Consider the following 23,198-nt stretch of genomic DNA (forward strand, 5'->3'; position numbering starts at 1 on the left):
CTGTCGGTCAGGGAATCTGGTGGGTGACCTGGCCTGCGAAGCTGATGCTGACGACGCCGGCAAAGGCGCACATCAGCTTGCAGGTGTCGTCCAGGGCGGGGATGTTGGAGAGCAGCACCGTCGGCACGCCCGGCACCCAGGGCGCGGGGAACACCGGCACGCACGGCATGGGCGTGAGCACGCCCAGCGCGGCGGCGGTGGCGCTGGCCACGCTCGGGTTGGCCAGCGAGCTGCACATGCCGAACGGCGGCACGTTGGCGATGGGCTTGTTGTCCATGATGTTGCCGGCATCCATGTTGCTGGTCATGACCATCTTGGGCGTGGCGATGAACGTGGACGGCGCCATGCCGAAGGTGCATTGCAGCAGGGCGCCGGTGCAGACCTGGTTGGGCATGTCAGTGGTCCATGGCGCGGCGCGGCCGCGGCACTGGTTCTGCGAGGCCGGTGGCGGCTGCCCCTGAGGTGTATGGCATGTCTGCACGGAGCGAGACAGCCGAACGGGGTGGGTTCATCTCAATGTCCTTTGCCGATCCACACCGTGATGGCGCTGAAGTTGTCGTGCGTGGCGTTGCCGGCGTGCGCCGCATTGCGCAGCACCAGCTGCTCCAGGGCCGTCAGCCAGGCGTGCGGGTCGGCCGCGCGCGCCAGGCTGGCGCTGAACTCCACCTCGTTGACGTATTCCCACAGGCCATCGGTGCACAGCAGAAACACATCGCCGTCTTGCAGGTGCCAGGGCTTGGTGGCGGTGGTGATGTGCAGGTGCTCGGCCTGCGTGCCCAGCGCCGACAGCAGCTCGCTGCGCCGCGGGTGGGTGCGCATCTGGTGGGGCTGCAGCAGCCCGGCCTCGACCAGCGACTGCACCACGCTGTGGTCGTGCGTGTGCGCCAGCATCTGGCCGCCGCGGAACAGGTACATGCGCGAATCGCCGGCGTGGCCCCACAGCGCCAGGCCTTGCTCCAGGTCGATGAACAGGCTCACCACGGTGGTGTGCATGTTGGCCTGCCCGGGCCCGTCCGCGCGGTGGTGGATGACGGTGGTGTTGGTGTCCAGCAGCAGGTCGTGCACCTCGTCGGGACGCGACAGCGGCGCGGCGGCGAACTGCTCGATGATGTGGCGCACCGCCAGCTTGGAGGCGATGTCGCCGCCGCCATGGCCGCCCGCGCCATCGGCCACCACGCAGCACAGCTGCCGGTCCGAATGCCAGTGGCCGCAGGCGTCCTCGTTGTGGCTGCGCCCGCCCACGCGCGACATGATCGCCAGCGCGATCTGCGGCAGCGTGCCGCTGGCGCCCAGGCGCTCGGCCAGGGGCCCGGCCTCGGGCTCGGGCGCGTTCACGGGCGGGGCTCCTTGAGCTGGTCGATGTGTTCCTCGTAGGCCTTCAGGAAGGCCTTGCCGAACAGGCTGTGGAAGTCGTCCTCGGCCTCTGCGCTGATCTGCGCGTAGTGCTCGGTGAACACTTCCCACATGCGCGCCTTGCGGCTGCCCGGCAGCAGGGACATGAGGCCCGAGCGCTGCGTCAGCCGGCCCTCCAGCTCGGCCGGGTCGAAGCGCTCCAGCATGCCGGCCAGGGCCGCGCGCATGCCGGCCACGAAGCCGAACTGGTGGGCGCGCAGGTCGTCGAAGGCGTCGTCCATGGCCTGCGCGGCCGGCATGAAGCCGCGCGTGGGCGGCGACAGCAGGTGCTGCAGCGCGGCGTCGGCCGTGGGCGAGAACTTCAGCGGGTTGTTCTCGCGCGCGACGATCATCGTGGCCTCGGCGCGGACCTCGCGCTTGAGTGCGGCGCGGGCCACCAGCAGGTCCACCGTGCCCGCTGCGCAGGAGTGCATCAGCTGGCCGACCAGCCGCATGAGCTCGGGCGTGAGCCGGTCGATGCTGAGCCCCGGCACGGCCAGGCCTTCGCGGAACGCGGCCAGCAGCGCAGCCGTGTCGCCGTCCTGCGCGGCCGGCGTGTGTCCGGCGGCAGCGGCAGGCGCCGCGACAGGTGTTGCGGCCGGGCCGGGCGTGGCGGCCGGCGCCGGTTCCGGCCAGGGCTCCGGTGCTGCGGGAGCGGGCGCGGGCGGCGCCAGCGGGTCGGCCGCGGCGCGCCGGGCCGGCACGATCACCGTGTGCGAGGTGTCGGCCTGCTCCTGGCCCCAGGACAGCACGGCCCCGGCGGGCAGGGCAGCGGCGGGGGCCGACGCTGGCATCGGGGCCGGTGCTGGGGCAGGGGATGGGGCAGCGGATGGGGCAGCGGATGGCCCGGCCGGCGCGGCAGAAGGCGCCAGCCGCGAAGAGAACGGCTGGTTCAGCTCCGAGAAATCGTCGCGCGCGGCCGCGGCGCTGGCGCGGGGCGCGGCGTTCAGCGAGGCCATCGGGTCGGCATCGGCCGCCATGTTGGGCAGAGCCGCCGGCGCACTCAGGGCGGAGTTGGCGAAGGGGTCGGCACCGGTGCCGCCGCCCGCCTTGAGGCCGAACAGATCGTCCAGCGAACTCTCGCCGCCGGCGGCGCCGCCCATCCCGGGGATCAGCGGCCCGGCGGACGCGGCGCCAGGGTCCAGGCCCAGCGGGTTGCCCGCGCCGAAGCCCGGCCTGGCGCTGGAGGCCGGGGCCGGCGTTTCCGGCGCGAACGGGTCCCAGTCTTCCGGGATGCCGCCGGCCATGGCCGGTGCGGCGGGCGGCGCCGGCATGGCGCGCTGGCCGCCGGCATTCGGCGCGGCCGGCGGCAAGCCCAGGCCGGCCAGCGGGTCGCGCAGCGGGGTGGCGCCGCCCGCGCGCTCGATGCTGGCGGCCGATGCGGGGCCCAGCAGGTCGGCGAACGGGTCGCTGCCGGACGCCGCCTGCGCGCCCGGCGCGCCGGCCTTCACGGCCAGCACGTAGCCGCCGATCTGGATCTGGTCGCCGGCCTGGATGCGCTGTTCGCGGCCGTTGCCGACCGCCTGGCCATTGACCAGGATCGGGTTGGAGCCACGGTCGACGACGGCAAAGCCGCCATTGCGGAAGACCAGTTGCGCGTGCACGCGGGAGATGGCGCGGTCCGGGTCGGGCAGCACCATCTGGTTGGTGTCCGCGCGCCCGATGGTGCCACCCAGTTCGTCGAAGCTGGCACTCAGGCCGCTGTCGCCGGGCGCGCCGTTGTAGGAGATGACGGTCAGCGTGATCACGGGTTCTTTCCTCTCGGTCTCAGGCCTGCGCGGGTCGGTCAGCGCAGGACATACATCGTGCCTTCGACGGCGGTCAACCGCAGCGGCAGGGCCCAGGTGCGGCCATCCGCGCCGGACGCGCTCTGCAGCGCGGGCGTGCCGTCGGCGCGCAGCGCCTCGAACAGCCGGCCGCCGGCGAGCGGGCGCAGCGCGAAGTCCGCGGCCACGGGGGCGGGCCATGCCAGCCCCTGGGCCGCATGGGCCTGCAGCAGCGCCTCGCGCAGGCGGGCGCGCTCGGTCTCCGCGTCGCGCTGGTAGGCCTGGGCCAGCTCCTCGCTGCGCAGCCTGCATGCGGCCATGAAGCTGTCGGTCTGGCCGCGGCTCAAGTCGTCCGCCAACGTGGTGACGAAGGCCAGCGCCATGGCCAGCAGGGCGGGCGACGCGGGCCCCGGCACGGGCGGCGCGTTGAGCCAGCGCCAGCGCGGAAAACCGATGGGCAGCGTCACGTCCTGCACCAGGCGCAGCGGCGCCACGAACTGCGTGCCGGCGGCGGGGTTCCAGTCCAGCTGCGCCAGGCTGCGCGCCTGCGTTTCGTCGGCCGCGCTGCCGATGCGCGGCAGCAGCACGCGCAGGTGCGCACGCTGGTGGCCGTCGGCCATGCAGGCCAGCGGCGCGGGTGCCAGCGCCGCCGGTTCGGCCGCCGGCCGCGGGAACAGCACCAGCTCCAGGCGGTTCTCGCCGGCCAGCGTGTACTCGTGCACCGGCACGCTGCTGCGCGGCCGGCCGGCGTCCACGCGCGCCACGGGAAAGCCGTTCAGCCAGGCCTCTGCATCGCAGCCCTGCGCCTCCAGTTGCACGACGAGCAGGCGGTCCATCAGTCCAGGCTCCAGTCGACCAGGGTCATGGCCGGCAGCAGCGGGTGCGGCAGCAGGCGCTGCTGGCCCAGCAGCGGATCGTGCAGGTGCAGCGTGGCGACCACCGGCTCCACCGCGATGCGCGCGAACCACTGCAGGCCGGCGCCCGCCGGGTGCGGCCGCAGCCCGGCCGCGCCGACCACCGCGCCGGCCACCGGCTGCAGGGCGTCGAGCATGGCCAGTTCGGGCGTCGCGATGTTCTCCAGGTGCAGCACGAAGGGGTGGCGGAACACGCACTGCGCCGGCTTGAACACCGCCGCCAGGTCGTCGTCCCGCGGACCGCGCTGGGCGTCGAACCGGAGTTCTTCCCGCGCGGCGCAGTGCAGGTGCAGGCGGCTGCGCGTGCCCTGCAGCGCCAGCTCGCCGGACAGGCGCAGGTCGAGCTGGCAGGCCACCAGGTCCAGCAGGCCGGCGACACGGTAGAACGGCGCCGCGGCCAGGCCATCGGGGCTGGCCGCCCAGCCCCAGGTGAGGCCGGCGCCGCCGGCCAGCACGGCGGGCTCGGCCTGCAGCCGGCCGCTCTCCACGCCCGATTCGCGCTCCCAGGCGATGAACAGGCGCGCCAGGCCCTCGGCCAGCTGGGTGTCCAGTTGCGCCAGGCCGGCCTGCAGGGCCTGCACGTCCTGCGCCTTGCCATCGCATTCGCGGCGCCCGCGCGGCGCGGCCGCGGGCGGCGGCGCCTGGGCGGGCAGGTCGAAGCCGGGCGACGGTTCGCGGCGCCACGCCAGCATGTGCTGCTCGGGCGGGTACACGGCCAGCGCCACGTGCTGCTCGCCCATCGGCGCGCCGCTGTCGCGCAGCCCGCAGCCGGCGACGGTCAGTTCGCTGAACGCGGCCGGGCTGCCGGCCGCCATGGCCGCGGGGCCGTCGGCGCGGGGCGGCTCGTGCGGCAGCGTGACCAGCAGGTCCTGCGTCATCGGGCCGCGCCGGTCGTAGTGCCCGTGCACGCCGTTGAAATTGACCAGCGGATGCACCTTGGCATCGCAGACATGGCGGGCCAGGCAGCGCAGCCGCAGGCGTGCCTGGCTGCTGTCGGCGGCACCCAGCAGATGCAGCTGCGCCGGCAGCGGTGCGTTGCCCTGCGTGGACAGCACGCGTTGCAGCTCCGCATCCAGCCCGGTGGGCACGCGTTGCCAGCGGCCCTGCTCCACGGCGTAGTGCTGCCGCACGCCAGATTCGATCTGCGTCACGTCGACCGCGTCGATGTCGCAGGCGCTGCCCAGCACCAGGCGCTCGCGCGGCAGCAGGCTGCCCATCGCGCCATGGCCGGCCAGCTCGGCGTCCAGCAACGCCAGCGCAGCATCGAACACCGCCGGTGCCGGCAGGCCGGTGCCCGGCTTGGCGGCGTGGCGCTGCAGCTCCTCGCGGCTGCGGCGGCCCAGCTGGAAGACGCGCAAGCCTTCGCTGGCCTGGTCCTGCACCAGCGCCTGCTGCGCCCACTCGAAGCCGGGCCTGGTCTCGAACTCCACGCCGAAGACGAACCACGCGGCCAGGTAGCGCGCCAGCGCCAGTGCGTGCGCGAGCCCCAGTGCCTGGGCGCGCCGCCAGCCCAGTTCCAGCAGCGCGGCCTGGCGCTCGCCGATGCGCGCGGCGGCCTCGGGGAAGGCGCGGGCCAGCGCCGCGCCGACCTGGGCCAGGTCGCGCTGCAGCGCCAGCGCTTCCAGCGCCCGCTGCTGTTCCAGGGTGAGCTGCAGCGCCACCTCAGGCCTCCACGGCGCGCAGGCTGGCGCACCCGTGCGCGCGGCTGTGGCCGGTCATGCGGCCGCCATCACGGGTTGCCGCGTCATGGTCAGCCGGCCGAACTGCTGTGCGCACAGCGTCCAGGCGTCGGTGCCCACGACGACCAGGCCCTGCATGGGCGCCAGCATCTCTTCGACCTGGTCGGCGCTGGCCAGCGACAGCAGCGCGCGCAGCACCGGCGGGTCCATCCAGTCCAGCGCGATCTCCTGGCCGCTGCCCAGGCGGGCCTTGCACAGGGCGCGGCAGTGGCTGCGCAGCGCGAGGAAGCTGGCGGACGAGCGCATCAGCACGCCCCATTCGCCGAAATCGGCGGCGGCCTGCTGCAGCAGCCAGTCGGTGAACGGGCTGTCCTGCCGCAGCGCGACCAGGTAGGGCGCCTGGCGCCGCTGCTGCGGCGCCAGCGCACCGGGCCACAGGCAGTCGTAGCTGTCCAGCGCGCGCGCGGCATCGGCCTCGGCCAGCGTCCCGGCCAGCCCGGGCACGTTGCGCCCCAGCACCAGCGCGTAGACCCGCAGCGCGGCGTCGGCCCACAGCGCGGCCTTGAGCTGCGCGGGCGACAGGGCGGCAGGCGTGGCGGCGGCGGGCGTGGACATCAGGCATTGGCTCCGCTGCCGCCATCGGCGGCGGGCAGCGGGTCCTTGTTCTTGGTCGGTTCGGCCGGCGCCACGGGCTTGGGCGGCGCGGCGGCCTTGGCCGCGGTGGCCGCGCCCCCGCCGCCGCCGCAGTTGATCTTGACCATGGGGCCGTCGATGGTGACGCCTGTCGGGCCCAGCGTGATGGTGCCGGCGCCGGCCTTGAGCGTCATCTGCGTGCCGCCGTCGATCACGATGCCCATGCCCTTGAGGCTGACGCTGGACGTGGCCGTCATCGCCAGGGTCTGGCCGACCTTCAGGTCCATCGCCTGGCCGGAGGTGATGGCGATGGCCTGGGCGCCCTTGATGTCGATGGCGTCGCTGACCTCCAGGCCCAGCGCACCGGTGACGGCCATGTGCAGGTCGGCGCCCAGCGTGGCGCTGACGTCCTTGTCCACCTTGAGCTTGGTGGCCTCGGCGATGGCGATGTCCGCCGTGCCGCCGATCTTCAGCGAGTAGTTCTTGGTGACATCGCTCCAGTGGTTGTTGAGCACCGAGGCGAAGCTGTCGTTCTTGACCCAGCTGTGCATGTCCTTCTCGGCCTGGAACCAGACGTACTCGCTGCCCTTCTTGTCGTCGAAGCGCAGCTCGTTGGCATTGCCGAGCGAGCCCTTGGTGCTGGACTGCGTCTTGATGCCGCTGACCGTGGCCTGCGCCGGCAGCGTGTAGGGCGGCAGGTTGTCGGCGTTGTAGACGCGGCCGGTGATCAGCGGCCGGTCGGGATTGCCCTCCAGGAACTCGACCACCACCTCGTCGCCCACGCGGGGCAGGGCGATGATGCCGAACTGCTTGCCGGCCCAGGGGTAGCTGACGCGCACCCAGCACGAGCTCTTCTCGTCCTTGTTGCCCACGCGGTCCCAGCGGAACTGCACCTTGACGCGGCCGTACTTGTCGGTGGCGATCTCGGCACCGCTGGCGCCCACCACGGTGGCCGTCTGCGGGCCATGGACGATGGGCTGCTGGTGGCGCGGCTGCGGCTGGAACGCCACGGTCTTGGGCACGACCTGGATGCGCGCGCTGAAACCGGCCGAGGTGTCTGCGGCGTTGGCCTCGTAGGCGCTGAAGTCCAGCTCGTACGAGGCCGTGGTGATCAGGTACTCGACGTTGGCCGGCTTGTCCGGATGGCCGGCGAACCTGAAGGTGGAGCCGCAGGCCACGCCGCGGTAGGCGGTGAGCGCGGTGCAGACCTGGGCCGACGAGTCCCAGGCGTCCACGCGCAGCTTGGCCAGGCGTGCGGCCTCGGTCTTGGCCGTGCCATTGGCGGCGGACATCTTGGCGTCCGGCAGGCCCGGGTCCACGTAGCGGCCGGGGTAGTCGTAGACCTCCAGCGGGTTGGCCGACTGCGGCGTGGCGTGCGTGACCGAGCGCGAGGACTGCTTGCGCATCGAGGTGGTCGGCGCACCGAAGTCGAAATCGTCGTGCACGAAGGTCAGCGGCTGGATGGTGTGCACCCGGCGCCACTTGAGGATCAGGTCGTCGGCCTGCTGGTCGCCTTCCTGGGCCGGGGCCCAGGTCAGCGTGGACTTGGGCAGGGGCTTGTGCGCGCTGTCGCTGTCGCACAGCACCAGGGTGTGCTGGCCCTGCTCGTGCGTGAAGTAGTAGTAGATGCCTTCCTCTTCCATCAGCCGGCTGACGAACGCGAAGTCGGTCTCGCGGTACTGCACGCAATAGTCGCGCTTGCGGTAGGTGGCGGTCAGCTTGTCGGAGACCTGCTGGGTGGTGTACTCGGCGAACACCGCCTGGATGATCTCCTTGGCGTCCTTCTCCTGGAAGATGCGGCTGTCGGCGCTCAGCGTCAGGTGCCAGAGCCAGGGCCGCAGCTCCATGCGGTAGACGTCGAACCCGTTGGCGACGCCGCCTTGCTCCATTGCCACGACCCAGAAGTTGAAGAAGCGCTCGCTCTTGTCGGCGCTCACCACCTTGACGCTGACGTTGGTGCCCAGGAAATCGTCGACCTGCAGCGGGGGCTTGTCCTGCGGGCGCGCCAGCTCGATCCGGTACTCTGGCAGGCGGCCCAGCTCCTCGCGGCCCTGCATGCGGCGAAACAGCAGGTCCTCCGACGGTTCGGACGAGATGAAGACGGCCTCGAGGGACTGGTTGGTCGCCATGTTGGATTCCTGGAGCCTGCGCGTTCAGCCCGGGTCGGTCAGTCGAAGCGGTAGGTGAACTCGCCGCCCGACGCACCCAGGGTGATGCCCTGGAGCTCCTGGCCCTGCGACATGCGCGAGAGGTACTCGACCGAGATCTTGGGCAGCACGGTGTTGGTGAGGATCGAGTCGATGATGCGGCCCCCCGCCTCGGGGTTGTCGCAGCGCTTGACGATCAGGTCCACCGCCTCCTGTTCGTAGTGGAACGGGATCTTGTGGTTGGCCTCCACCCGCTTCTTGATGCGGTTCAGCTGCAGCCGGATGATCTTGCCCATCATCTCGGGTGACAGCGGGTAGTACGGGATCGTCACCAGACGGCCCAGCAGCGCGGGCGGGAAGATCTTCATCAGCGGCTCCTGCAGCGCGGTGGCCAGCGACTCGGGATCGGGCAGCAGTTCCGGGTCCTTGCACATGTTCATCACCAGCTCGGAGCCGGCGTTGGACGTGAGCAGGATGATGGTGTTCTTGAAGTCGATCATGCGGCCTTCGCCGTCTTCCATGCGGCCCTTGTCGAAGACCTGGAAGAACAGCTCGTGCACGTCCGGGTGCGCCTTCTCGACCTCGTCGAGCAGCACCACGCTGTAGGGCCGGCGGCGCACGGCCTCGGTCAGGATGCCGCCCTCGCCGTAGCCGATGTAGCCCGGTGGCGAGCCCTTGAGCGTGGAGACGGTGTGCGCCTCCTGGAACTCGCTCATGTTGATGGTGATGACGTTCTGCTCGCCGCCGTACAGCGCCTCGGCCAGCGCCAGCGCCGTCTCGGTCTTGCCCACGCCGGAGGTGCCGCACAGCATGAACACGCCGATCGGCTTGTTCGGGTTGTCCAGCCGCGCGCGCGAGGTCTGGATGCGCTTGGCGATCATGTCCAGGCCGTGCTGCTGGCCGATCACGCGCTGGCCCAGCGTCTCGCCCAGGCGCAGGATGTTCTCCAGCTCGTTCTTGACCATGCGGCCCACGGGAATGCCGGTCCAGTCGGACACTACGCTGGCCACGGCCTGGGCGTCCACCGAGGGCATGATCAGCGGCGATTCGCCCTGCAGGGCGGCCAGCTTCTCCTGCGCGCCGCGCAGCTCGGACAGCACGGCCTCGCGGTCGACGGACTTGGCCTCTTCGCCTTCCAGGCGCAGCCTGGCGCGCAGCGCGAGCACCTGGTCGACGACGGCCTTCTCGTCCTTCCACTTCGCCTGCAGGCCGACCAGGCGCTCGCGCTCGCTGGCCAGCTTCTCGGCCACCTCGGTGCCGCGCGTGCCCACCTGCACGCCGACCGCCAGTTCGCGCGCGATGATGCCTTCCTCGATCTCCAGCGCCTCGATGCGGCGCGTGCAGTCCTCCACCTCGGCCGGCGTCGCGTGCTGGCTCACGGCCACGCGGGCGCACGCGGTGTCGAGCAGGCTGACGGCCTTGTCGGGCAGCTGGCGCGCCGGGATGTAGCGGTGGGACAGCCGCACCGCCGCCTCGATGGCCTCGTCCAGCAGCTGCGCGCGGTGGTGCTTCTCCAGCACGGTGGCCACGCCGCGCAGCATCAGCACGGCCTTGGCCTCGTCGGGCTCGGGCACCTGCACGACCTGGAAGCGGCGCGTGAGCGCCGGGTCCTTCTCGATGTACTTCTTGTACTCGGCCCAGGTGGTGGCGCCGATGGTGCGCAGGTTGCCGCGCGCCAACGCCGGCTTGAGCAGGTTGGCCGCATCGCCGGTGCCGGCCGCGCCGCCGGCGCCCACCAGCGTGTGCACCTCGTCGATGAACAGGATGATGGGCTTGGGCGAGGCCTGCACCTCGTCGATCACCTGGCGCAGGCGCTGCTCGAACTCGCCCTTCATGCTGGCGCCGGCCTGCAGCAGGCCCAGGTCCAGGCTCAGCAGCGAGACCTCCTGCAGCTGCGGCGGCACGTCGCCGCGCGCCAGGCGCTGCGCGAAGCCCTCGACCACGGCCGTCTTGCCCACGCCGGCCTCGCCCGTGAGGATGGGGTTGTTCTGGCGCCGGCGCATCAGGATGTCGACGATCTGCCGGATCTCCTCGTCGCGGCCCGTGACCGGGTCCATCTTGCCCTCGCGGGCGCGCTCGGTCATGTCGACGCAGAACTTCTTGAGCGCCTCGCCCTTGCCCATCGCGGCCGGCGCCATGGCGCCGCTGTCGCCGCCGGGCTCGCCCGAGCCGATGCCCGTGCCGTCCTGCGCGCCGAGCTTGCTCTCGGCCGTGCCGCCGCAGATCTTGGCGAAGTTGTCGGCCAGGTCGTCGGCGCGCACCTTGGCGAATTCCTTGGAGATGGCCAGCAGCGCGTTGCGCAGGTGGGTGCTCTTCATCATGCCGATCACCAGCGTGCCGGTGCGCACCTGCGCCTCGCCGAACTGCAGCGTGGCGTAGACCCAGGCGCGCTCGATGGCGTTCTCGATCTGCTCGGAGAAATCGCTGATCGCGGTGGAGCCGCGCGGCAGCCGGTCGAGCGCGGCCGTCATGTCCCGGGCCATGGCCGAGGCGTCGACCTGGTAGTGGCGCAGGATGGCGTCCAGGTCGGTCTCGTTGTTCTGCACCAGCTGCACGAACCAGTGCACGAGCTCCACATACGGGTTGCCGCGCATCTTGCAGAAGACGGTGGCGCTTTCGATGGCCTTGTAGGCCAGCGGGTTCAGTTTGCCGAACAGGGCAACGCGGCTGATTTCGCTCATGGTGAAGGCGTCCTTGCGGGTCGAGTGGTCGTTCTGTGGGTGCGTTCGACATCGATGACGAGGTCGTCCGCGTCGGCCGAGGGCCGGTAGTTGCCGAGCCAGCAGCTGCGGCCGAGCTCGCCGCTGCGGGCCAGTCGCATCGGGCGCACGTCGGCCCGGGCCAGGATCAGTTGCAGGTCCCACTGGAATTCCAGTCCGACCCACTGGCGCACCAGCGCCTGCAGCCGCGCCAGCTCCCGGCCGCCGGGCAGCAGCGCGTGGTAGCGCGCCGCGCGCAGCGGGCCGATGACGATGCGGAACTTGTGCTGCACGTCCCACACCGCGCTGCCCAGCACCGCGCCGCGGCCCAGCTGCTGGCCGGCGCTGCGCTGCAGCGGCGCGAACAGCCGGGTGCGCTCGTCGCGGCCCAGCGCCATCCAGTGGCCGCGCCACTGCTCGATGCGCACGGGCACGCCGAACTCCAGGCGGATCCACTGCAGCAGCCCGTCGGCATCGCGCACCTGGCGCGACAGGCGGCCGGCGAAATGCAGCTTGGCCGCATCGCCGGCGGCATCGCGCTGGTGCAGTGCGGGCTCGCCGATGCCGACCAATGCGCCCAGCCGGGCGCTGAAGTCGTTGCGGCCGGGCCGGTCCAGCGCCACCACGGGCTGCGCCTGGGCCCAGGCGCGGTAGAACAGCAGCGCGAAGCGGTGGGTCAGCAGATCCAGGAAGCGCAGCAGCGTCGCGTCGCCGGCATGCAGGGCGCGCTCGCGCACGTATTCGGTCAGGTGGATCGGCAGGGGCCCGTTGGGGCCGAGCATGCCGAAGATGCGCTGCTGCAGCCGGGCCACGCCGGCGCTGCTGTGCTCCACGCTGTGCAGCGACGCCGGCGCGAAGCTCAGCTCCGGCGGCTGGGCCAGGCGCAGCGGTTCGTCCGCGGGCCGCAGGGCCTCGCCCAGACGCGGCAGGTGCGGGTGCGCGGCCTCGATGTGGCGCAGCGCCTGGTAGAAGTCGTGGCGCCAGGGTTGCGCGGCCAGCGCGCCCAGCCAGGCCTCGAAGCCGTCGGCCGCGGCGGTCACAGCACGGCCCTCTTTCCGTGCGATGGCTTCCAGCGCATGATCTCGCCGCGCGTGAGCGACCGGAGCGAGGTCTCCACGAAGCTGTTCATCGACACGTGGCGCGACAGGTAGTGGTGCATTGCGGCGCCGAACAGGTGGGCGCTGCCGCCCTGGTAGCCCAGTTCGTCCACGGTCAGCTCGACCTCGATGCCGCGCGCGAATGCGATCGGCCCGGGCGCCGGGTGGCGGCGCACCACCGGGCGCGCCGCCACGCTCTGCAACGCCTCGATCTGGCGGCGCACGGTGGCATCGTCGCCCTGCGGGAAGCGGCTCAGCAGGCCGCGCAACGCGGCCACCGCCTCGCCTTCGCCGCTTTCGATGATGGACAGGTAGTTCTGCGACAGCAGGTTGATGAAGCGCCAGGCCACGCCGCCCTCGCGCAGCGAGGTGTGGGGGCGCGAGGGCCCCGCCACGGCGCGCACCGATGCCAGCGGGATGCCGGCGTCGAGCGTGAACTCGCTGAGCCCGCCGGTGCCCAGGAAGATGGGCAGGTCGCGGTTGGTGCAGCGTGTCTGCACCGACAGCTGGCGCAGCGCGCCGGGGTAGGGCGTCTCGCTGGTGTCCACGAGCGAGACGAACACCTCCGAGCCGATGTAGCCCGAGCGCGGCCCGTCGCGGCGGGCCTGCTCGGACGCGAGCCGCGGCTCGCGCCAGCTGGTGTAGTAGGCCGGCTGGCCCGGCAAGGTGGCGTGGCTGGGCGCGTACAGCGGCAGGAAATGGCGCTCGTTGCCCTGGTCGTCGTAGCCGTTCAGGCCCAGCACGTCGTAGACCTCGAAATCCAGCGGCGCGCTGCGGTCGGGCACGACCTGGAACTCGTGGTGCCCCTCGTCGACCTGGATGCGGTCGGCGCGCTTGGGAAACAGGTTGATCGCCGGCGTGCAGTGCAGCAGGAAGTTGCCCGCATCGACCATGCCGTCCAGGCCCTGGCCCTGCGCCGACAGCAGCAGCACGATCTCCAGCTCGTTGCCGGGGCAGGCCTGCAGCGCGGCGCGCAGGCCGGCGATGCGCATGAACAGGAAGCGCTCGGGGAACGCGAAGTACTCCTGCAGCAGGCGCACGCCGGCGAAGCCGCGCGGCGTGGACGGCAGCAGCGCCTCGTCGTCGGCGTAGCCCACCGGCTGCACCGCATCGGCGGGCAGCAGGCGGCGGGCCTGCGGCTGGCCGGGCGGCCCCGCGAGCACTGCCACGGTGTTGCCCAGCAGCAGCGCGTGCAGCCGCATCGCCACGTCGGTCTGGCCACCCAGGTGGATGCACAGCGCGTCCAGGTCAAGCTGCGCCATCGGCATGCCGGGCGGCACCTGCAGGCGCAGCCGCAGGCCCGCACGCGGGCGCACCGGCAGCTGCAGGCCGGCCAGGCCGAGATCGGCCACGTTGAGGAAGTACTCCGCCTTCGCCACGCTGAGCGGCGTCAGGCGCACGGCGTGGGCGGTGCGGAACTCGCAGCGCGTGCGGCTCTTGCCGCTGGCCGGCCCCAGTACCTGGCTGTCGCGCGGCACCGTCGGCGCCTTCAGCAGGTTGGGGTCGGGCACGGGATGCAGCTGGGCCACCATCATCGCCGGCGTCGGCGCCAGGAAGTTCGGGTAGACGATCTCCAGCAGCCGTTGCGAGAAGCGCGGGAACTCGGCGTCCTGCTTGAGCTGCACGCGCGCGGCCAGGAAGGCGCTGCCTTCGAGCAGGCGCTCGACGTAGGGGTCGGCCACCTCCAGGCCGTCCATGCCCAGCCGCGCCGCGATCTTGGGAAATTCGCGCGCGAACTCGCCGCCCAGCTCGCGCAGGTAGCGCAGTTCCTGGTTGTAGTAGCGAAGGAGGCGGGGGTCCATGGCGGTGGCTGGTGACGTCGGCGTCAAGGGCGCAGGTCGCGCACGCGCGTGTTGCCGGTCTCGATGTCCAGGTCGGCCGCGAGCAGCAGCTCCAGCGGCACCGGCTGGTTCCACATCTGGCCGCGGATGGTCAGCTGCAGCGTGTTGTGGTGGTTGTCCGGGTCCATGCGCACCGAGACGGCCAGCGTGTCGGCGGCGATGCGCGGCTCGAAATCCTTGATGACGGCGGCGACCACGCGCTCGATCTGCTGCGTGTCCATCGACGACAGCGTGGTGCCCGCGAACGCCGGCATGCCGTAGTTCAGCACCGAGTGCCGCGCGTGCGGGTTGTGCTGCCACAGCCGCACCTCGTCCTCGCGCGTGGAGGCCGGCTCGGGCTCGGCGCGCGTGGCGTTGAACAGCCAGGAGAGGTCGCGCAGCACGGCATGGCGCAGCTGCTGGCGCGTGAGCACGCGGGCCTCCAGGGCCTCCTGGCTGTCGGACGGGGCGCTGTCGGTCAGGCGGTCCAGCAGCGAGGGTTGCAGGCGGTCGCGCGAATTGAGTTCAGCCATCGGCCTGCGCACCCGCGTTGGCGCCCGGCGCGGCCGCCGCATCGTGGAACTCGATCAGGCGCACGCTCAGCATGTCGTGCTCGCCCGTGTCCGTCACGAGCACGCGCTGGCCCAGGCCAGCATAGCGCTCGTCCCCGATGGCGGCCCACTCGGTCCTGGCGGCCATCAGGATCTGCCCGTCCTCGCTCTTCTCGGAGCCGGGGTAGCGGGTGGGCACCATCGCGATCGCTTCGCCGCCGTTGGCAAAGCCGATGTGGGCCGGCAGCCAGACGCGGTCGCGCAGGTCGCCCGGGTCGTCGATGGAGATGCGCGACAGCCGGCTGAACGGGATCCAGTAGTACTTGCCGTTGACCATGGCCTCCAGCACCGGGCCGAGGCGCGAATCGGCATCGGCGATCCACTCGAACGGCTCGCCGTTGAGCAGGCCGGCCGTGGCCGGCGCGGCATCGAAGGCGGCGGCGGCCAGGTGCGCGCTCTGCGCGGCGTCCTTGCGCTGCAGCATCGACTCGATCAGCAGCGCCAGCCATTCGTCCGGCTGGCCGAACACCATGGGCGTGCGGCGGCCGTCGAACACCGCGGCGCGCAGCAGCTCGCAGCGCAGCGCGTGGCCGACCATCTCGCGCATCGGGCCGGCGGTGCTGTCCATGTCCGCGACGACGTTGAGCTGCGTGTGCGCGCGCTCCCACTGGCCCAGCACGCACAGCAGCTGCGCCATGAAGATGCGCAGCTTGGGATTGGCCGGCGCGGCCTTGACGGCCGTGGTCAGCGCGGCCAGCGCGGCCTTGGGATCGCTGGCACGCACGGCGGCTTCGGCCGCGGCGAGAGCTTCTTGGTTCATGGCGGGTGTCCGATCAGGTTCGCGTCGTGGGCCGTGGCTGCGGCATCAGAATCCGTGGCCGCAGTCGCCGCAGAAGCGGGCGCTGCGTTCGGTCATGGCGCCGCAGCCGGGGCAGCTCTTGTGGGTGCTGGCCATGTCGAACCCGCACTCCGCGCAGAAGCGCCCGCCGTGGCTGGCGGTGCCGCAGTTGGGGCAGTCCGGGCTGCTGCTGCGGGCGGGTGCGGCAGGGGCCTCGCGCATTGCGCCGCCGTGGCCGCGCCGGGCGATGTGGGCGCATTCGTTGCACAGGTGGGCGTCGGCGTCGAAGCAGTCGACGCAGAACGCCTTCTTGCAGTCCTCGCATTCGCCGAAGTGGGCCAAGGCCAGCTGGCGCGCCGCGGCGAGCGCGTCGTCGCGGGCCTGGCCGGCGCCGGACTCCGCCACGCGGCGGCTGGCGGCCTCGGAGGCGCGTGCGCCGCTGACCAGGTAGTTGAGGTTGAACAGCCAGCCCGCCAGCCGGCCGCGCCGGTACGGCTGCAGCGGGCTGCGCCAGCGGTACGCGCAGTTGGTGCAGCGGAACTCGAACTGGAAGCCGGCATCGGTGTCGGTGAACTCCGGGCTGACGTCGGTGTAGTTGGTCAGTGCCATGGCCGTGGTGTCTCGTGCATGCGTTGGCGCGGCGATGTCAGAAGCTGCCCAGCGGCGTCAGGAAGTCGTTGCCGGCAGCCTGGCCGCCCGCCTGGCCGCCGGATGCCCCCGGGGCGCCGGACGTGCCGGACTTGCCCTTGCCGGCGGGCGTCGGCGGCTCGGCCGGCTTCTCGATGGTCACGTTGGCGCCGGCGTTCTTGTGCTTGAAGGTGATGTCGCCGTAGTCGAGCTCCCACTCTTCCTTCATGGTGACGGACTTGTCGTCGCTGTTGGCGGTGAGCTTGTAGCTCTTGATGCGCACGTCCGTCAGCGTGATCGTGAGGTCGAAGATGCCGCCGGTGTCGTCGTCGCTGCCCTCCAGCTCCTCGAACAGGTGGAAGTCGGCGCGCTGGAACAGCAGGTCCTCGACCTGCGCCTGCATCATGCGCGTGGTCGAGCTGTCCGGGGCCTTGCTGAAGTTGAAGGTCTTGGGCTTGGCGTAGTTGGCCGCCTTGCCCGGCACCGCGCCGTGCGGGTCGTCGCGCTGCGACATGTCCCAGCTGCAGCCCTCGAGCTGGATCCAGTGCGCATGGCCCTCGGCCTCGACCTCGCCCTTCACGAGGCTGCCGCCCTTGTCGATCAGTTGGAGAAACAGCAGCGATGCCATGGCGATGCCTCGGGGCTTGACGGAACGGTCGGGCTGGCCAGACGGTACGCGCTGGCAGTCGTCACTTCTTCCTGTCCAGGTCTTGGGTGAAGACGAAATTGGCGCTGCGCGCGGTGCGGTCCTTGCGGCTCGACTTGTAGTAGACGACCTCGATCTGGCGGTAGGACAGCTTGATGGTCTCCATCAGCTTGGCCGACTTGTCGCTGTCCGACAGGCTCAGGTTCACGTCCTTGATCTGGCCGTTCGACAGCGTCACCGTGAAGGCGGGGTTGGCCACCTTGGCGCCGCCGGAGACCAGGTGGTGGTCGACCGTCAGGCGTGCCTGGTCGAAGCGCGCACCGTTGGCCAGGTAGCGGGCCAGGTTGGTCGACGACTTGTCGTAGAACTTGGTGATGCTGAGCGTGTTGCCCGCGGCCGGCGCGGGCTTCTTGGGCGGCGGCTTGTTGTCCCGGGTGGCTTCGTAGACGGCCTGGCGGTAGGACTCCTCGGCCTTCTCCCGGGACGCGGCCGATTCCTCGCCGAGGTCGAACGAGAAGCTCTCGATCTCGATCTCGCCTTCGTAGCCGACGGTCGAGCCTTCGCCGGCAATCGCCCGGCCGTGCACGTCGAGGTAGAGGAAGATTTGGGTGGACATGGCAGGACGGGGCGGCCGGACAGGGGGTCAGCCGCTGGCCCGACCCCCTGCCTGCGCGTGCAGCGACTCAGCCCTTCAGGGCCTTGATGTCCGGTGCGGTGATGCCGTCGGTGGTCATCTTGGCGATGTCCCAGCCGAAGTTCATCTGCACATCGAGTCCGCCGTCCTGCTTCTGCGGGCGGTAGCCCAGCGCGATGTCCTTGAACACGAATTCGACGTCCTGGGTGACCGAGCCGTCCTCGCCGCCCTTGCTCGACACCTTGGTGATGAAGACCGAACGCATCTGCACACCGAAGTAGATCTCGCCCTTGCCGTCCGACGCGCCGGTCTGCTTGAGCATCACCACCTGCACTTCGGCGAAGTGGGTGCCCAGCACGATGCGGTTCATGATCGCGGGCGAGGCCGTGTCATAGGGGTGGGTGATCGAGAAGGTGCCCGGGGTGGGCTTGCCCACGGCCGCGCCGCTGCCCTTGAGGAAGCTGGTCTCCGCCTCGATGTCCCAGCTCCAGTCGGTGATTTCGTTCCAGCCGGATTTGCCGGGGTGGGTTTCCGCTTGCGACTCCCCCTTGTCTACGCCCTTGAACTTGATGAAAGCGTTTCCTGGCATGTCATTTCCTTTGGTTGGCGCCTACGCCCGTGCGGGCCGTGGCAGATTCAGCGATTGGTCTAACGGTCAACACACTTGAGGGCTGTTCAGGGCAGTCCTCAACCCTTCTCGCTCGGCAGCTTGGACACCAGTCGCAGCGAAACGGTCAGGCCTTCGAGCTGGTAGTGGGGCTTGAGGAAGAACTTGGACTGGTAGTAGCCAGGTGCGCCTTCGACTTCCTCCACCACGACCTCGGCCGCCGACAGCGGGCGCTGCGACTTGGTGGTCTCGCTCGAATTGGCCGGGTCGCCGTCGACGTAGGCCATGATCCATTCGTTCAGCCAGCGCTCCATCGCGTCGCGCGACTTGAAGGAGCCGACCTTGTCGCGCACCATGCACTTGAGGTAGTGGGCGAAGCGGTTGCAGGCGAACAGGTAGGGCAGGCGCGCGGCCAGCGAGGCGTTGGCGGTGGCGTCGGGGTCGTCGTACTCGGCGGGCTTTTGCAGCGACTGGCCGCCGATGAAGGCTGCGAAGTCGGAGTTCTTGCGGTGGATCATCGCCAGGAAGCCGGCCTTGCTGAGCTCGGCCTCGCGGCGGTCGGAGATCGCGATCTCGGTCGGGCACTTCATGTCCACGCCGCCGTCGTCGGTCGGGAAGCTGTGGGTGGGCAGGTTCTCGACGGCGCCGCCGGACTCGATGCCGCGGATGCGCGAGCACCAGCCGTAGAGCTTGAACGAGCGGTTGATGTTCGTGGCCATGGCGTAGGCCGCGTTGCACCAGCTGTACTTGTCGTGGTCGGCGCCGACCGTGTCTTCCTCGAAGTTGAAGGCGTCGATGGGCGCGGTCTTGGGGCCGTAGGGCAGGCGGCCCAGGAAGCGCGGCATGCACATCGCCAGATAGCGCGCGTCGTCGCTCTCGCGCAGCGAGCGCCAGGCGGCGTACTCGGGCGTGCTGAAGATCTTGGTCAGGTCGCGCGGGTTGGCCAGCTCGCCCCACGAATCCATCTGCATCACGGTCGGCGCGGCGCCGGTGATGAAGGGTGCGTGCGCGGCCGCGGCGATCTTGGACATCTCGCCCAGCAGCTCCACGTCGGGCGGCGAATGGTCGAAGTGGTAGTCGCCCACCAGCGCGCCGAAAGGCTCGCCGCCGAACTGGCCGTATTCCTCTTCGTACAGCTTCTTGAACAGCGGCGACTGGTCCCAGGCCGTGCCCTTGTAGCGCTTGAGCGTCTTGCCCAGGTCCTGCTTGGAGATGGACATCACGCGGATCTTGAGCTGCTCGTCGGTCTCCGTGTTGTTGACCATGTAGTGCAGGCCGCGCCAGGCCGATTCGAGCTTCTGGAAGTCGGCGTGGTGCAGGATCAGGTTGATCTGCTCGGACAGCTTGCGGTCGATCGCGGCGATCATCGACTCGATGCTGGCGACCGTGTTGCTGCTGATCAGCTTGGCGTTGGTCAGTGCCTGGGCGGCCAGCGTCTGGACGGCGGCCTCGACCGCCGAGCGTGCCTCGTCGGACTTGGGCTTGAATTCCTTGTTCAGCAGCGAGGCAAAGTCGTTGCCCTCGACCGTGACGCCCTCGAACGCGGCGCCGTGTTGTTGCAGTTCAGCCATGAAGGAGCTCCGGATGCCTTGTGGTGATGGGGTCAGGCCTCGCTCGGCTTGGCCGAGGCGGACAGGCTGGCGAGCAGTGCGGGATCGTTCAGCACCTTGGCGATCAGCTCTTCGGCGCCGCCCTTGCCATCCATGTAGGTGACCAGGTTGGACAGCTGCTGGCGTGCTTCCAGCAGCTGCTTGAGGCCTTCGGACTTGGCCGCGATCGCCGCGGGCGAGAAGTCGTCCATGTTCTCGAAGGTCAGGTCGATGGACAGGTTGCCGTCGCCCGTCAGCGTGTTGGGCACGGTGAACGCCACGCGGGGCTTCATGGCCTTCATGCGCGTGTCGAAGTTGTCGACGTCGAACTCCAGAAACTTGCGGTCGGCCACGGGCGGCAGCGGATCCTCCGGCTTGCCCGCCAGGTCGGCCATGACGCCCATGACGAATGGCAGCTGGATTTTCTTCTCCGCTCCATACAGTTCGACATCGTATTCAATCTGTACACGCGGTGCACGATTGCGTGCAATGAATTTCTGGCTACTGCCCATGGTGACTCTCCGCTAGGTTAAACAAGCCCACGCTCGGCTGATGAATGAATAACAGTGTCAAGTGCCATTCATGGCACATTAATCAGTAGGAACCCGAATCCCGGACGGATTCAGGATCGACTCCCAGGATTTTGGCGACCTCGTTCAATGCATCGGGTGCGAGGTCGCGCACGAGCTGCAGAAAATCCTTGTCGATCAATCTCTCTGCGCGGCGCAGGAGTAACTGCGCCGGATTGGTGGGCTCATGGCGGTCCAGATAAGCGCAGACCAATTGGATTGCACGCACGGCATCTTCGCGGCTGTCCACCGCGAATACGCCGGTGCGGCCGGATGCTATGGGGGCCTGCTGCGGCTGCCCGGGCTCTTCGTGCGCTTCCGTCGGCTCCGGAGTGCCGTCGGTCTGTGGCAGGACCGACTGGACGCCCACCAGCATCTCGCGCAGGTTCTTGGTGTCGGCCCCCTGGCCATCGCCGAAGCGCTCGTTCATGAGCGCGTGCAGGGCCCGCAGGTGGCGCAGGGCCTCCTCCACGGCGGTGGCCAGGCGCGCCGCCAGGTCGGGCTGGTCGCGCAGGGTGCCTTCGATCTGGCCGCGCGACAACACGGCTTCGTCCGCGCGGGGGGCCAGCTTGTCGCGGGCGATCTCCACGGTGCGCACGCGCAACGTGGAGACGCGCCGGTCGACGATCAGCTGCGCCTGCCGCACATCGCCGAGCAGCCCGCCGATGGCGTCCAGGCTGGCCAGCACGCTCAGGCGGGCGAATGCGTCGCCGTCGTCGGGGTCGGGCCGGGGGTGCAGGTCGTCCCAGTAGCGGTCGAGCCAGCCGTGCAGCAGCGCCAGGCCGGCGGGCAGGCCCTCCAGGCCCTCCAGGTGGACCACGGCGCGCGTCCAGTGCATCGCCACGCGCAGGTCGCGCGTCTGCCCGAACAGCTGCTCGGCCAGGTCGCGGCCCAGGCGCCAATCGGGCGCCTCGGCCGGCCCGAACTGCGTTTCCGGCTTGCCGGCGACCGCCTGTTCCAGCTCCATGAAACTGGGGTCGTATTCGAGGTCAGGACCGCATGCGTCACCGTCGAGGGGCTCGAGCCAAACGTCGATCACCTGCGTATCCATGCTGCAAATCTGTGAGGGAGATTCTTGTTGAATGAATCAGGCGAAGCGACGCTCAACGCTATTGGGACGGCGAAGTCTTGGAACCTTGAGATTGGGCTAGCCAGTCTAGTCTTTCAATGTAACACTCTGCACACGACGAAACCGAAATTTTTTAAAGCAGTTTGTTGTTGGATGCCGGCGCCCCGTTGAACACTCGGTATTCATTTGAATTTTTGTATGCAATCTCATCAAAAATGCTGAAGCGCATTATCTTTTGGGCAGGCGGGCAATGAGCACCATGATTATTCGACGCGTCGGCTCGGTGGCAGCGCCGGGCCTGTTGGCACTGGCCTGCGCGCTGTCGACGGCGCAGGCCCAGACGGCGGCTGTGGCCGTGCAGCGCGAGGCGCGGCTGGAGGTGACGGCGTTCCGGATCGAGGGCAACACGCTGTTGCCCGAGGCCTCGCTGCAGGCCGTGCTCGCCCCCTTCAAGGGCGAGCGCAGCCTGGCCGACCTGAAGCAGGCCGCGGCCGCGGTGCAGGAGCAATACCGCCAAGCCGGCTATGGCGCGGTGATCGCCTACCTGCCAGAGCAGCGCCGCGCCGACGGGGCGGTCACGATCCGGGTGCTGGAAGGGCGCGTGGGGCGCGTGGTCGTGCTCGGCAACACCGCGTTCAGCGAAGCCAACATCCGGCGCAGCCTGCCGCTGCTGGTGGAGGGCCAGACGCCGCAGGTGCAGCGGCTCGACGCGCAAATCCAGCTGGCCAACGAGAACCCGGCCAAGCAGCTGGCCGTGGTGCTGGAGCCCGGGCAGCAGCAGGGCGAGGTGGACGCGCGCATCAACGTGACCGAGCGCCCGGTGGGTGCCTGGTCGCTCAGTGCCGACAACACGGGCAACCGCGAGACGGGCCGCTACCGCGTCGGCCTGGCCTACCAGAACTTCGCCCTGTGGGACCTGGACCACCAGCTGATGCTGCAGGCCCAGACCTCGCCGGACCACGTGGACCAGGTCAAGATCTTCAGTGGCAGCTACCGCATTCCGTTCTACGGCCAGGGCCTGGCGTGGGACCTGTACGGCGCCTACTCGAGCGTGGACGGCGGCAGCACCAGCACCGCCGCGGGCGCGTTGCAGTTCAACGGCCGCGGCCGCGTGCTGGGCACGCGGCTGACCAAGCTGCTGCCGCGCCAGGGCGAGCGCGACCAGCGCGTGGTGCTGGGCCTGGACCAGCGCGCCTACCTCAACGACTGCGCCATCGCCGGGCTGCCGGCCGGCGTGTGCGGCGGCGCGGGCGAGAGCGTCACGGTCCAGCCGCTGAGCCTGGAATACCAGCTGCAGCAAGGCGGTGCCTTGCCCTATGGCGCCAACATCGCCCTCGTGCACAACCTGGGGCTGGGCGGGCGTAACAGCGGGCAGGCCGATTTCGAGGCCGTGCGCCCCGGTGCCCGGCGCGACTACAGCATCGCGCGGCTCGGCGGCTTCGTGCAGGTGGGGCTGCCGCGGGACTGGCGCGTGCAGGCGCGCGCCAACGGCCAGCTCAGCAACACCGCGCTGGTGCCGGGCGAGCAGTACGGGCTGGCCGGCGCCAGCGCCGTGCGCGGCTACGAGGAACGCGAAGTCAGCGGCGACCAGGGCGTCTCGGGCAGCATCGAGCTGGTGGGCCCGGAGCTCGGTGCGGCGCTTTCCGAATCGATCCAGAGCCTGCGCCTGCTGGCCTTCGTTGATGCGGGCCGCGTCTGGAACCGCGGCGGCGCGCCCTGCCTGGGCAACCGCGATGCCTGTTCGCTGGCCTCGGTGGGGCTGGGCATGCGGCTGGTGGCCGGAGGGCTGCAGCTGCGCGTGGACCTGGCCGATGCCCTGAAGGCCGGCACGCGGACCGACCGCCACGACCTGGGCCTGCACCTGCAGGCCATCTACAGCTTCCACTGAGAAGCTGAAACGCCCCAACCCATGCCCACGCGA

Annotated in this window: 20 protein-coding genes; 1 reads left to right on the forward strand and 19 read right to left on the reverse strand. The window is 70.3% G+C overall.

All coding sequences use genetic code 11. The features are described from left to right. Window positions 1-7: 7 nt before the first annotated feature. The 19 genes from ASF44_RS28210 to tssA all read right to left on the reverse strand — a co-directional run bounded on the left by ASF44_RS28210 (window position 8) and on the right by tssA (window position 21,259). Entirely contained in the window at window positions 8-394 is a 387-nt protein-coding gene (locus ASF44_RS28210; RefSeq protein WP_056902589.1) for a DUF4280 domain-containing protein, read from the reverse strand. A 119-nt stretch (window positions 395-513) separates the two neighbouring features. Then, the gene (locus tag ASF44_RS28215; RefSeq protein ID WP_082525103.1) at window positions 514-1,335 is read right to left on the reverse strand and encodes a PP2C family serine/threonine-protein phosphatase; all 822 of its coding nucleotides are present in this window, start codon (window positions 1,333-1,335) and stop codon (window positions 514-516) included. After that, a complete protein-coding gene (tagH, locus tag ASF44_RS28220; protein ID WP_056902590.1) occupies window positions 1,332-3,140 on the reverse strand; it encodes a type VI secretion system-associated FHA domain protein TagH in 1,809 nt (602 codons plus the stop codon). The genes ASF44_RS28215 and tagH overlap by 4 nt, the downstream gene beginning before the upstream one ends. A gap of 38 nt (window positions 3,141-3,178) precedes the next feature. Further along, window positions 3,179-3,994: a hypothetical protein gene (locus ASF44_RS32450; protein WP_056902591.1), complete on the reverse strand. Its 816-nt coding sequence runs from the start codon at window positions 3,992-3,994 to the stop codon at window positions 3,179-3,181. Further along, window positions 3,994-5,733 (reverse strand): hypothetical protein, encoded by a 1,740-nt coding sequence (locus ASF44_RS28230; RefSeq protein WP_056902592.1) that lies wholly within the window; start codon window positions 5,731-5,733, stop codon window positions 3,994-3,996. Before ASF44_RS28230 ends, ASF44_RS32450 begins: the two co-directional genes overlap by 1 nt. Window positions 5,734-5,787: 54 nt before the next feature. Beyond that, window positions 5,788-6,366: a DUF4123 domain-containing protein gene (locus ASF44_RS28235; protein ID WP_056902593.1), complete on the reverse strand. Its 579-nt coding sequence runs from the start codon at window positions 6,364-6,366 to the stop codon at window positions 5,788-5,790. Then, window positions 6,366-8,513 (reverse strand): type VI secretion system Vgr family protein, encoded by a 2,148-nt coding sequence (locus ASF44_RS28240; protein WP_056902594.1) that lies wholly within the window; start codon window positions 8,511-8,513, stop codon window positions 6,366-6,368. Before ASF44_RS28240 ends, ASF44_RS28235 begins: the two co-directional genes overlap by 1 nt. 38 nt (window positions 8,514-8,551) lie before the next feature. Continuing rightward, the gene (gene tssH, locus ASF44_RS28245; protein WP_056902595.1) at window positions 8,552-11,212 is read right to left on the reverse strand and encodes a type VI secretion system ATPase TssH; all 2,661 of its coding nucleotides are present in this window, start codon (window positions 11,210-11,212) and stop codon (window positions 8,552-8,554) included. Then, window positions 11,209-12,270, reverse strand: coding sequence for a type VI secretion system baseplate subunit TssG (gene tssG, locus ASF44_RS28250; protein ID WP_056902596.1), 1,062 nt, complete (start codon window positions 12,268-12,270; stop codon window positions 11,209-11,211). Before tssG ends, tssH begins: the two co-directional genes overlap by 4 nt. Beyond that, the gene (tssF, locus tag ASF44_RS28255) at window positions 12,267-14,129 is read right to left on the reverse strand and encodes a type VI secretion system baseplate subunit TssF (protein ID WP_056902597.1); all 1,863 of its coding nucleotides are present in this window, start codon (window positions 14,127-14,129) and stop codon (window positions 12,267-12,269) included. Before tssF ends, tssG begins: the two co-directional genes overlap by 4 nt. A 23-nt stretch (window positions 14,130-14,152) precedes the next feature. Beyond that, entirely contained in the window at window positions 14,153-14,680 is a 528-nt protein-coding gene (gene tssE, locus ASF44_RS28260) for a type VI secretion system baseplate subunit TssE (protein ID WP_056902598.1), read from the reverse strand. Beyond that, window positions 14,673-15,518 carry a type VI secretion system accessory protein TagJ gene (locus ASF44_RS28265; protein ID WP_056902599.1) on the reverse strand — a complete coding sequence of 282 codons (846 nt, stop codon included), beginning with the start codon at window positions 15,516-15,518 and terminating at the stop codon, window positions 14,673-14,675. Before ASF44_RS28265 ends, tssE begins: the two co-directional genes overlap by 8 nt. Before the next feature lie 45 nt (window positions 15,519-15,563). Continuing rightward, window positions 15,564-16,145, reverse strand: a complete 582-nt coding sequence (locus tag ASF44_RS28270; RefSeq protein ID WP_056902600.1) for a zinc ribbon domain-containing protein — start codon at window positions 16,143-16,145, stop codon at window positions 15,564-15,566. 37 nt (window positions 16,146-16,182) lie between these two features. Further along, on the reverse strand, window positions 16,183-16,791 hold the full coding sequence (locus ASF44_RS28275; RefSeq protein WP_056902601.1) for a type VI secretion system tube protein Hcp: 609 nt from the start codon (window positions 16,789-16,791) through the stop codon (window positions 16,183-16,185). Between the two features lie 61 nt (window positions 16,792-16,852). Further along, window positions 16,853-17,425 (reverse strand): type VI secretion system tube protein Hcp, encoded by a 573-nt coding sequence (locus ASF44_RS28280; protein WP_056902602.1) that lies wholly within the window; start codon window positions 17,423-17,425, stop codon window positions 16,853-16,855. A 67-nt stretch (window positions 17,426-17,492) separates the two neighbouring features. Next, window positions 17,493-18,032, reverse strand: coding sequence for a type VI secretion system tube protein Hcp (locus tag ASF44_RS28285; protein ID WP_056902603.1), 540 nt, complete (start codon window positions 18,030-18,032; stop codon window positions 17,493-17,495). A gap of 98 nt (window positions 18,033-18,130) precedes the next feature. Beyond that, window positions 18,131-19,621: a type VI secretion system contractile sheath large subunit gene (gene tssC, locus ASF44_RS28290; RefSeq protein ID WP_056902604.1), complete on the reverse strand. Its 1,491-nt coding sequence runs from the start codon at window positions 19,619-19,621 to the stop codon at window positions 18,131-18,133. 32 nt (window positions 19,622-19,653) lie between these two features. Next, entirely contained in the window at window positions 19,654-20,151 is a 498-nt protein-coding gene (gene tssB, locus ASF44_RS28295) for a type VI secretion system contractile sheath small subunit (RefSeq protein ID WP_056902605.1), read from the reverse strand. Between the two features lie 82 nt (window positions 20,152-20,233). Continuing rightward, window positions 20,234-21,259: a type VI secretion system protein TssA gene (gene tssA / locus ASF44_RS28300; protein WP_082525105.1), complete on the reverse strand. Its 1,026-nt coding sequence runs from the start codon at window positions 21,257-21,259 to the stop codon at window positions 20,234-20,236. A gap of 277 nt (window positions 21,260-21,536) precedes the next feature. Here tssA and ASF44_RS28305 point away from each other — a divergent pair, with 277 nt between their 5' ends. Further along, complete coding sequence (locus tag ASF44_RS28305) at window positions 21,537-23,165, forward strand: ShlB/FhaC/HecB family hemolysin secretion/activation protein (RefSeq protein WP_162243881.1); 1,629 nt, start codon at window positions 21,537-21,539, stop codon at window positions 23,163-23,165. The last annotated feature ends 33 nt before the right edge of the window (window positions 23,166-23,198 follow it).

The sequence above is a fragment of the Pseudorhodoferax sp. Leaf274 genome (assembly GCF_001422445.1).
Taxonomy (GTDB): domain Bacteria; phylum Pseudomonadota; class Gammaproteobacteria; order Burkholderiales; family Burkholderiaceae_C; genus Pseudorhodoferax.

Excerpts from the sequence above, each read along its gene's own strand:
- ASF44_RS28210 (WP_056902589.1), bottom strand. The coding sequence starts at position 394 with ATGCCCAACCAGGTCTGCACCGGCGCCCTGCTGCAATGCACCTTCGGC.
- ASF44_RS32450 (WP_056902591.1), bottom strand. The coding sequence starts at position 3,994 with ATGGACCGCCTGCTCGTCGTGCAACTGGAGGCGCAGGGCTGCGATGCA.
- ASF44_RS28235 (WP_056902593.1), bottom strand. The coding sequence starts at position 6,366 with ATGTCCACGCCCGCCGCCGCCACGCCTGCCGCCCTGTCGCCCGCGCAG.
- ASF44_RS28240 (WP_056902594.1), bottom strand. The coding sequence starts at position 8,513 with ATGGCGACCAACCAGTCCCTCGAGGCCGTCTTCATCTCGTCCGAACCG.
- tssH (WP_056902595.1), bottom strand. The coding sequence starts at position 11,212 with ATGAGCGAAATCAGCCGCGTTGCCCTGTTCGGCAAACTGAACCCGCTG.
- tssF (WP_056902597.1), bottom strand. The coding sequence starts at position 14,129 with ATGGACCCCCGCCTCCTTCGCTACTACAACCAGGAACTGCGCTACCTG.
- tssE (WP_056902598.1), bottom strand. The coding sequence starts at position 14,680 with ATGGCTGAACTCAATTCGCGCGACCGCCTGCAACCCTCGCTGCTGGAC.
- ASF44_RS28265 (WP_056902599.1), bottom strand. The coding sequence starts at position 15,518 with ATGAACCAAGAAGCTCTCGCCGCGGCCGAAGCCGCCGTGCGTGCCAGC.
- ASF44_RS28270 (WP_056902600.1), bottom strand. The coding sequence starts at position 16,145 with ATGGCACTGACCAACTACACCGACGTCAGCCCGGAGTTCACCGACACC.
- ASF44_RS28275 (WP_056902601.1), bottom strand. The coding sequence starts at position 16,791 with ATGGCATCGCTGCTGTTTCTCCAACTGATCGACAAGGGCGGCAGCCTC.
- ASF44_RS28280 (WP_056902602.1), bottom strand. The coding sequence starts at position 17,425 with ATGTCCACCCAAATCTTCCTCTACCTCGACGTGCACGGCCGGGCGATT.
- ASF44_RS28285 (WP_056902603.1), bottom strand. The coding sequence starts at position 18,032 with ATGCCAGGAAACGCTTTCATCAAGTTCAAGGGCGTAGACAAGGGGGAG.
- tssC (WP_056902604.1), bottom strand. The coding sequence starts at position 19,621 with ATGGCTGAACTGCAACAACACGGCGCCGCGTTCGAGGGCGTCACGGTC.
- tssB (WP_056902605.1), bottom strand. The coding sequence starts at position 20,151 with ATGGGCAGTAGCCAGAAATTCATTGCACGCAATCGTGCACCGCGTGTA.
- tssA (WP_082525105.1), bottom strand. The coding sequence starts at position 21,259 with ATGGATACGCAGGTGATCGACGTTTGGCTCGAGCCCCTCGACGGTGAC.
- ASF44_RS28305 (WP_162243881.1), top strand. The coding sequence starts at position 21,537 with ATGATTATTCGACGCGTCGGCTCGGTGGCAGCGCCGGGCCTGTTGGCA.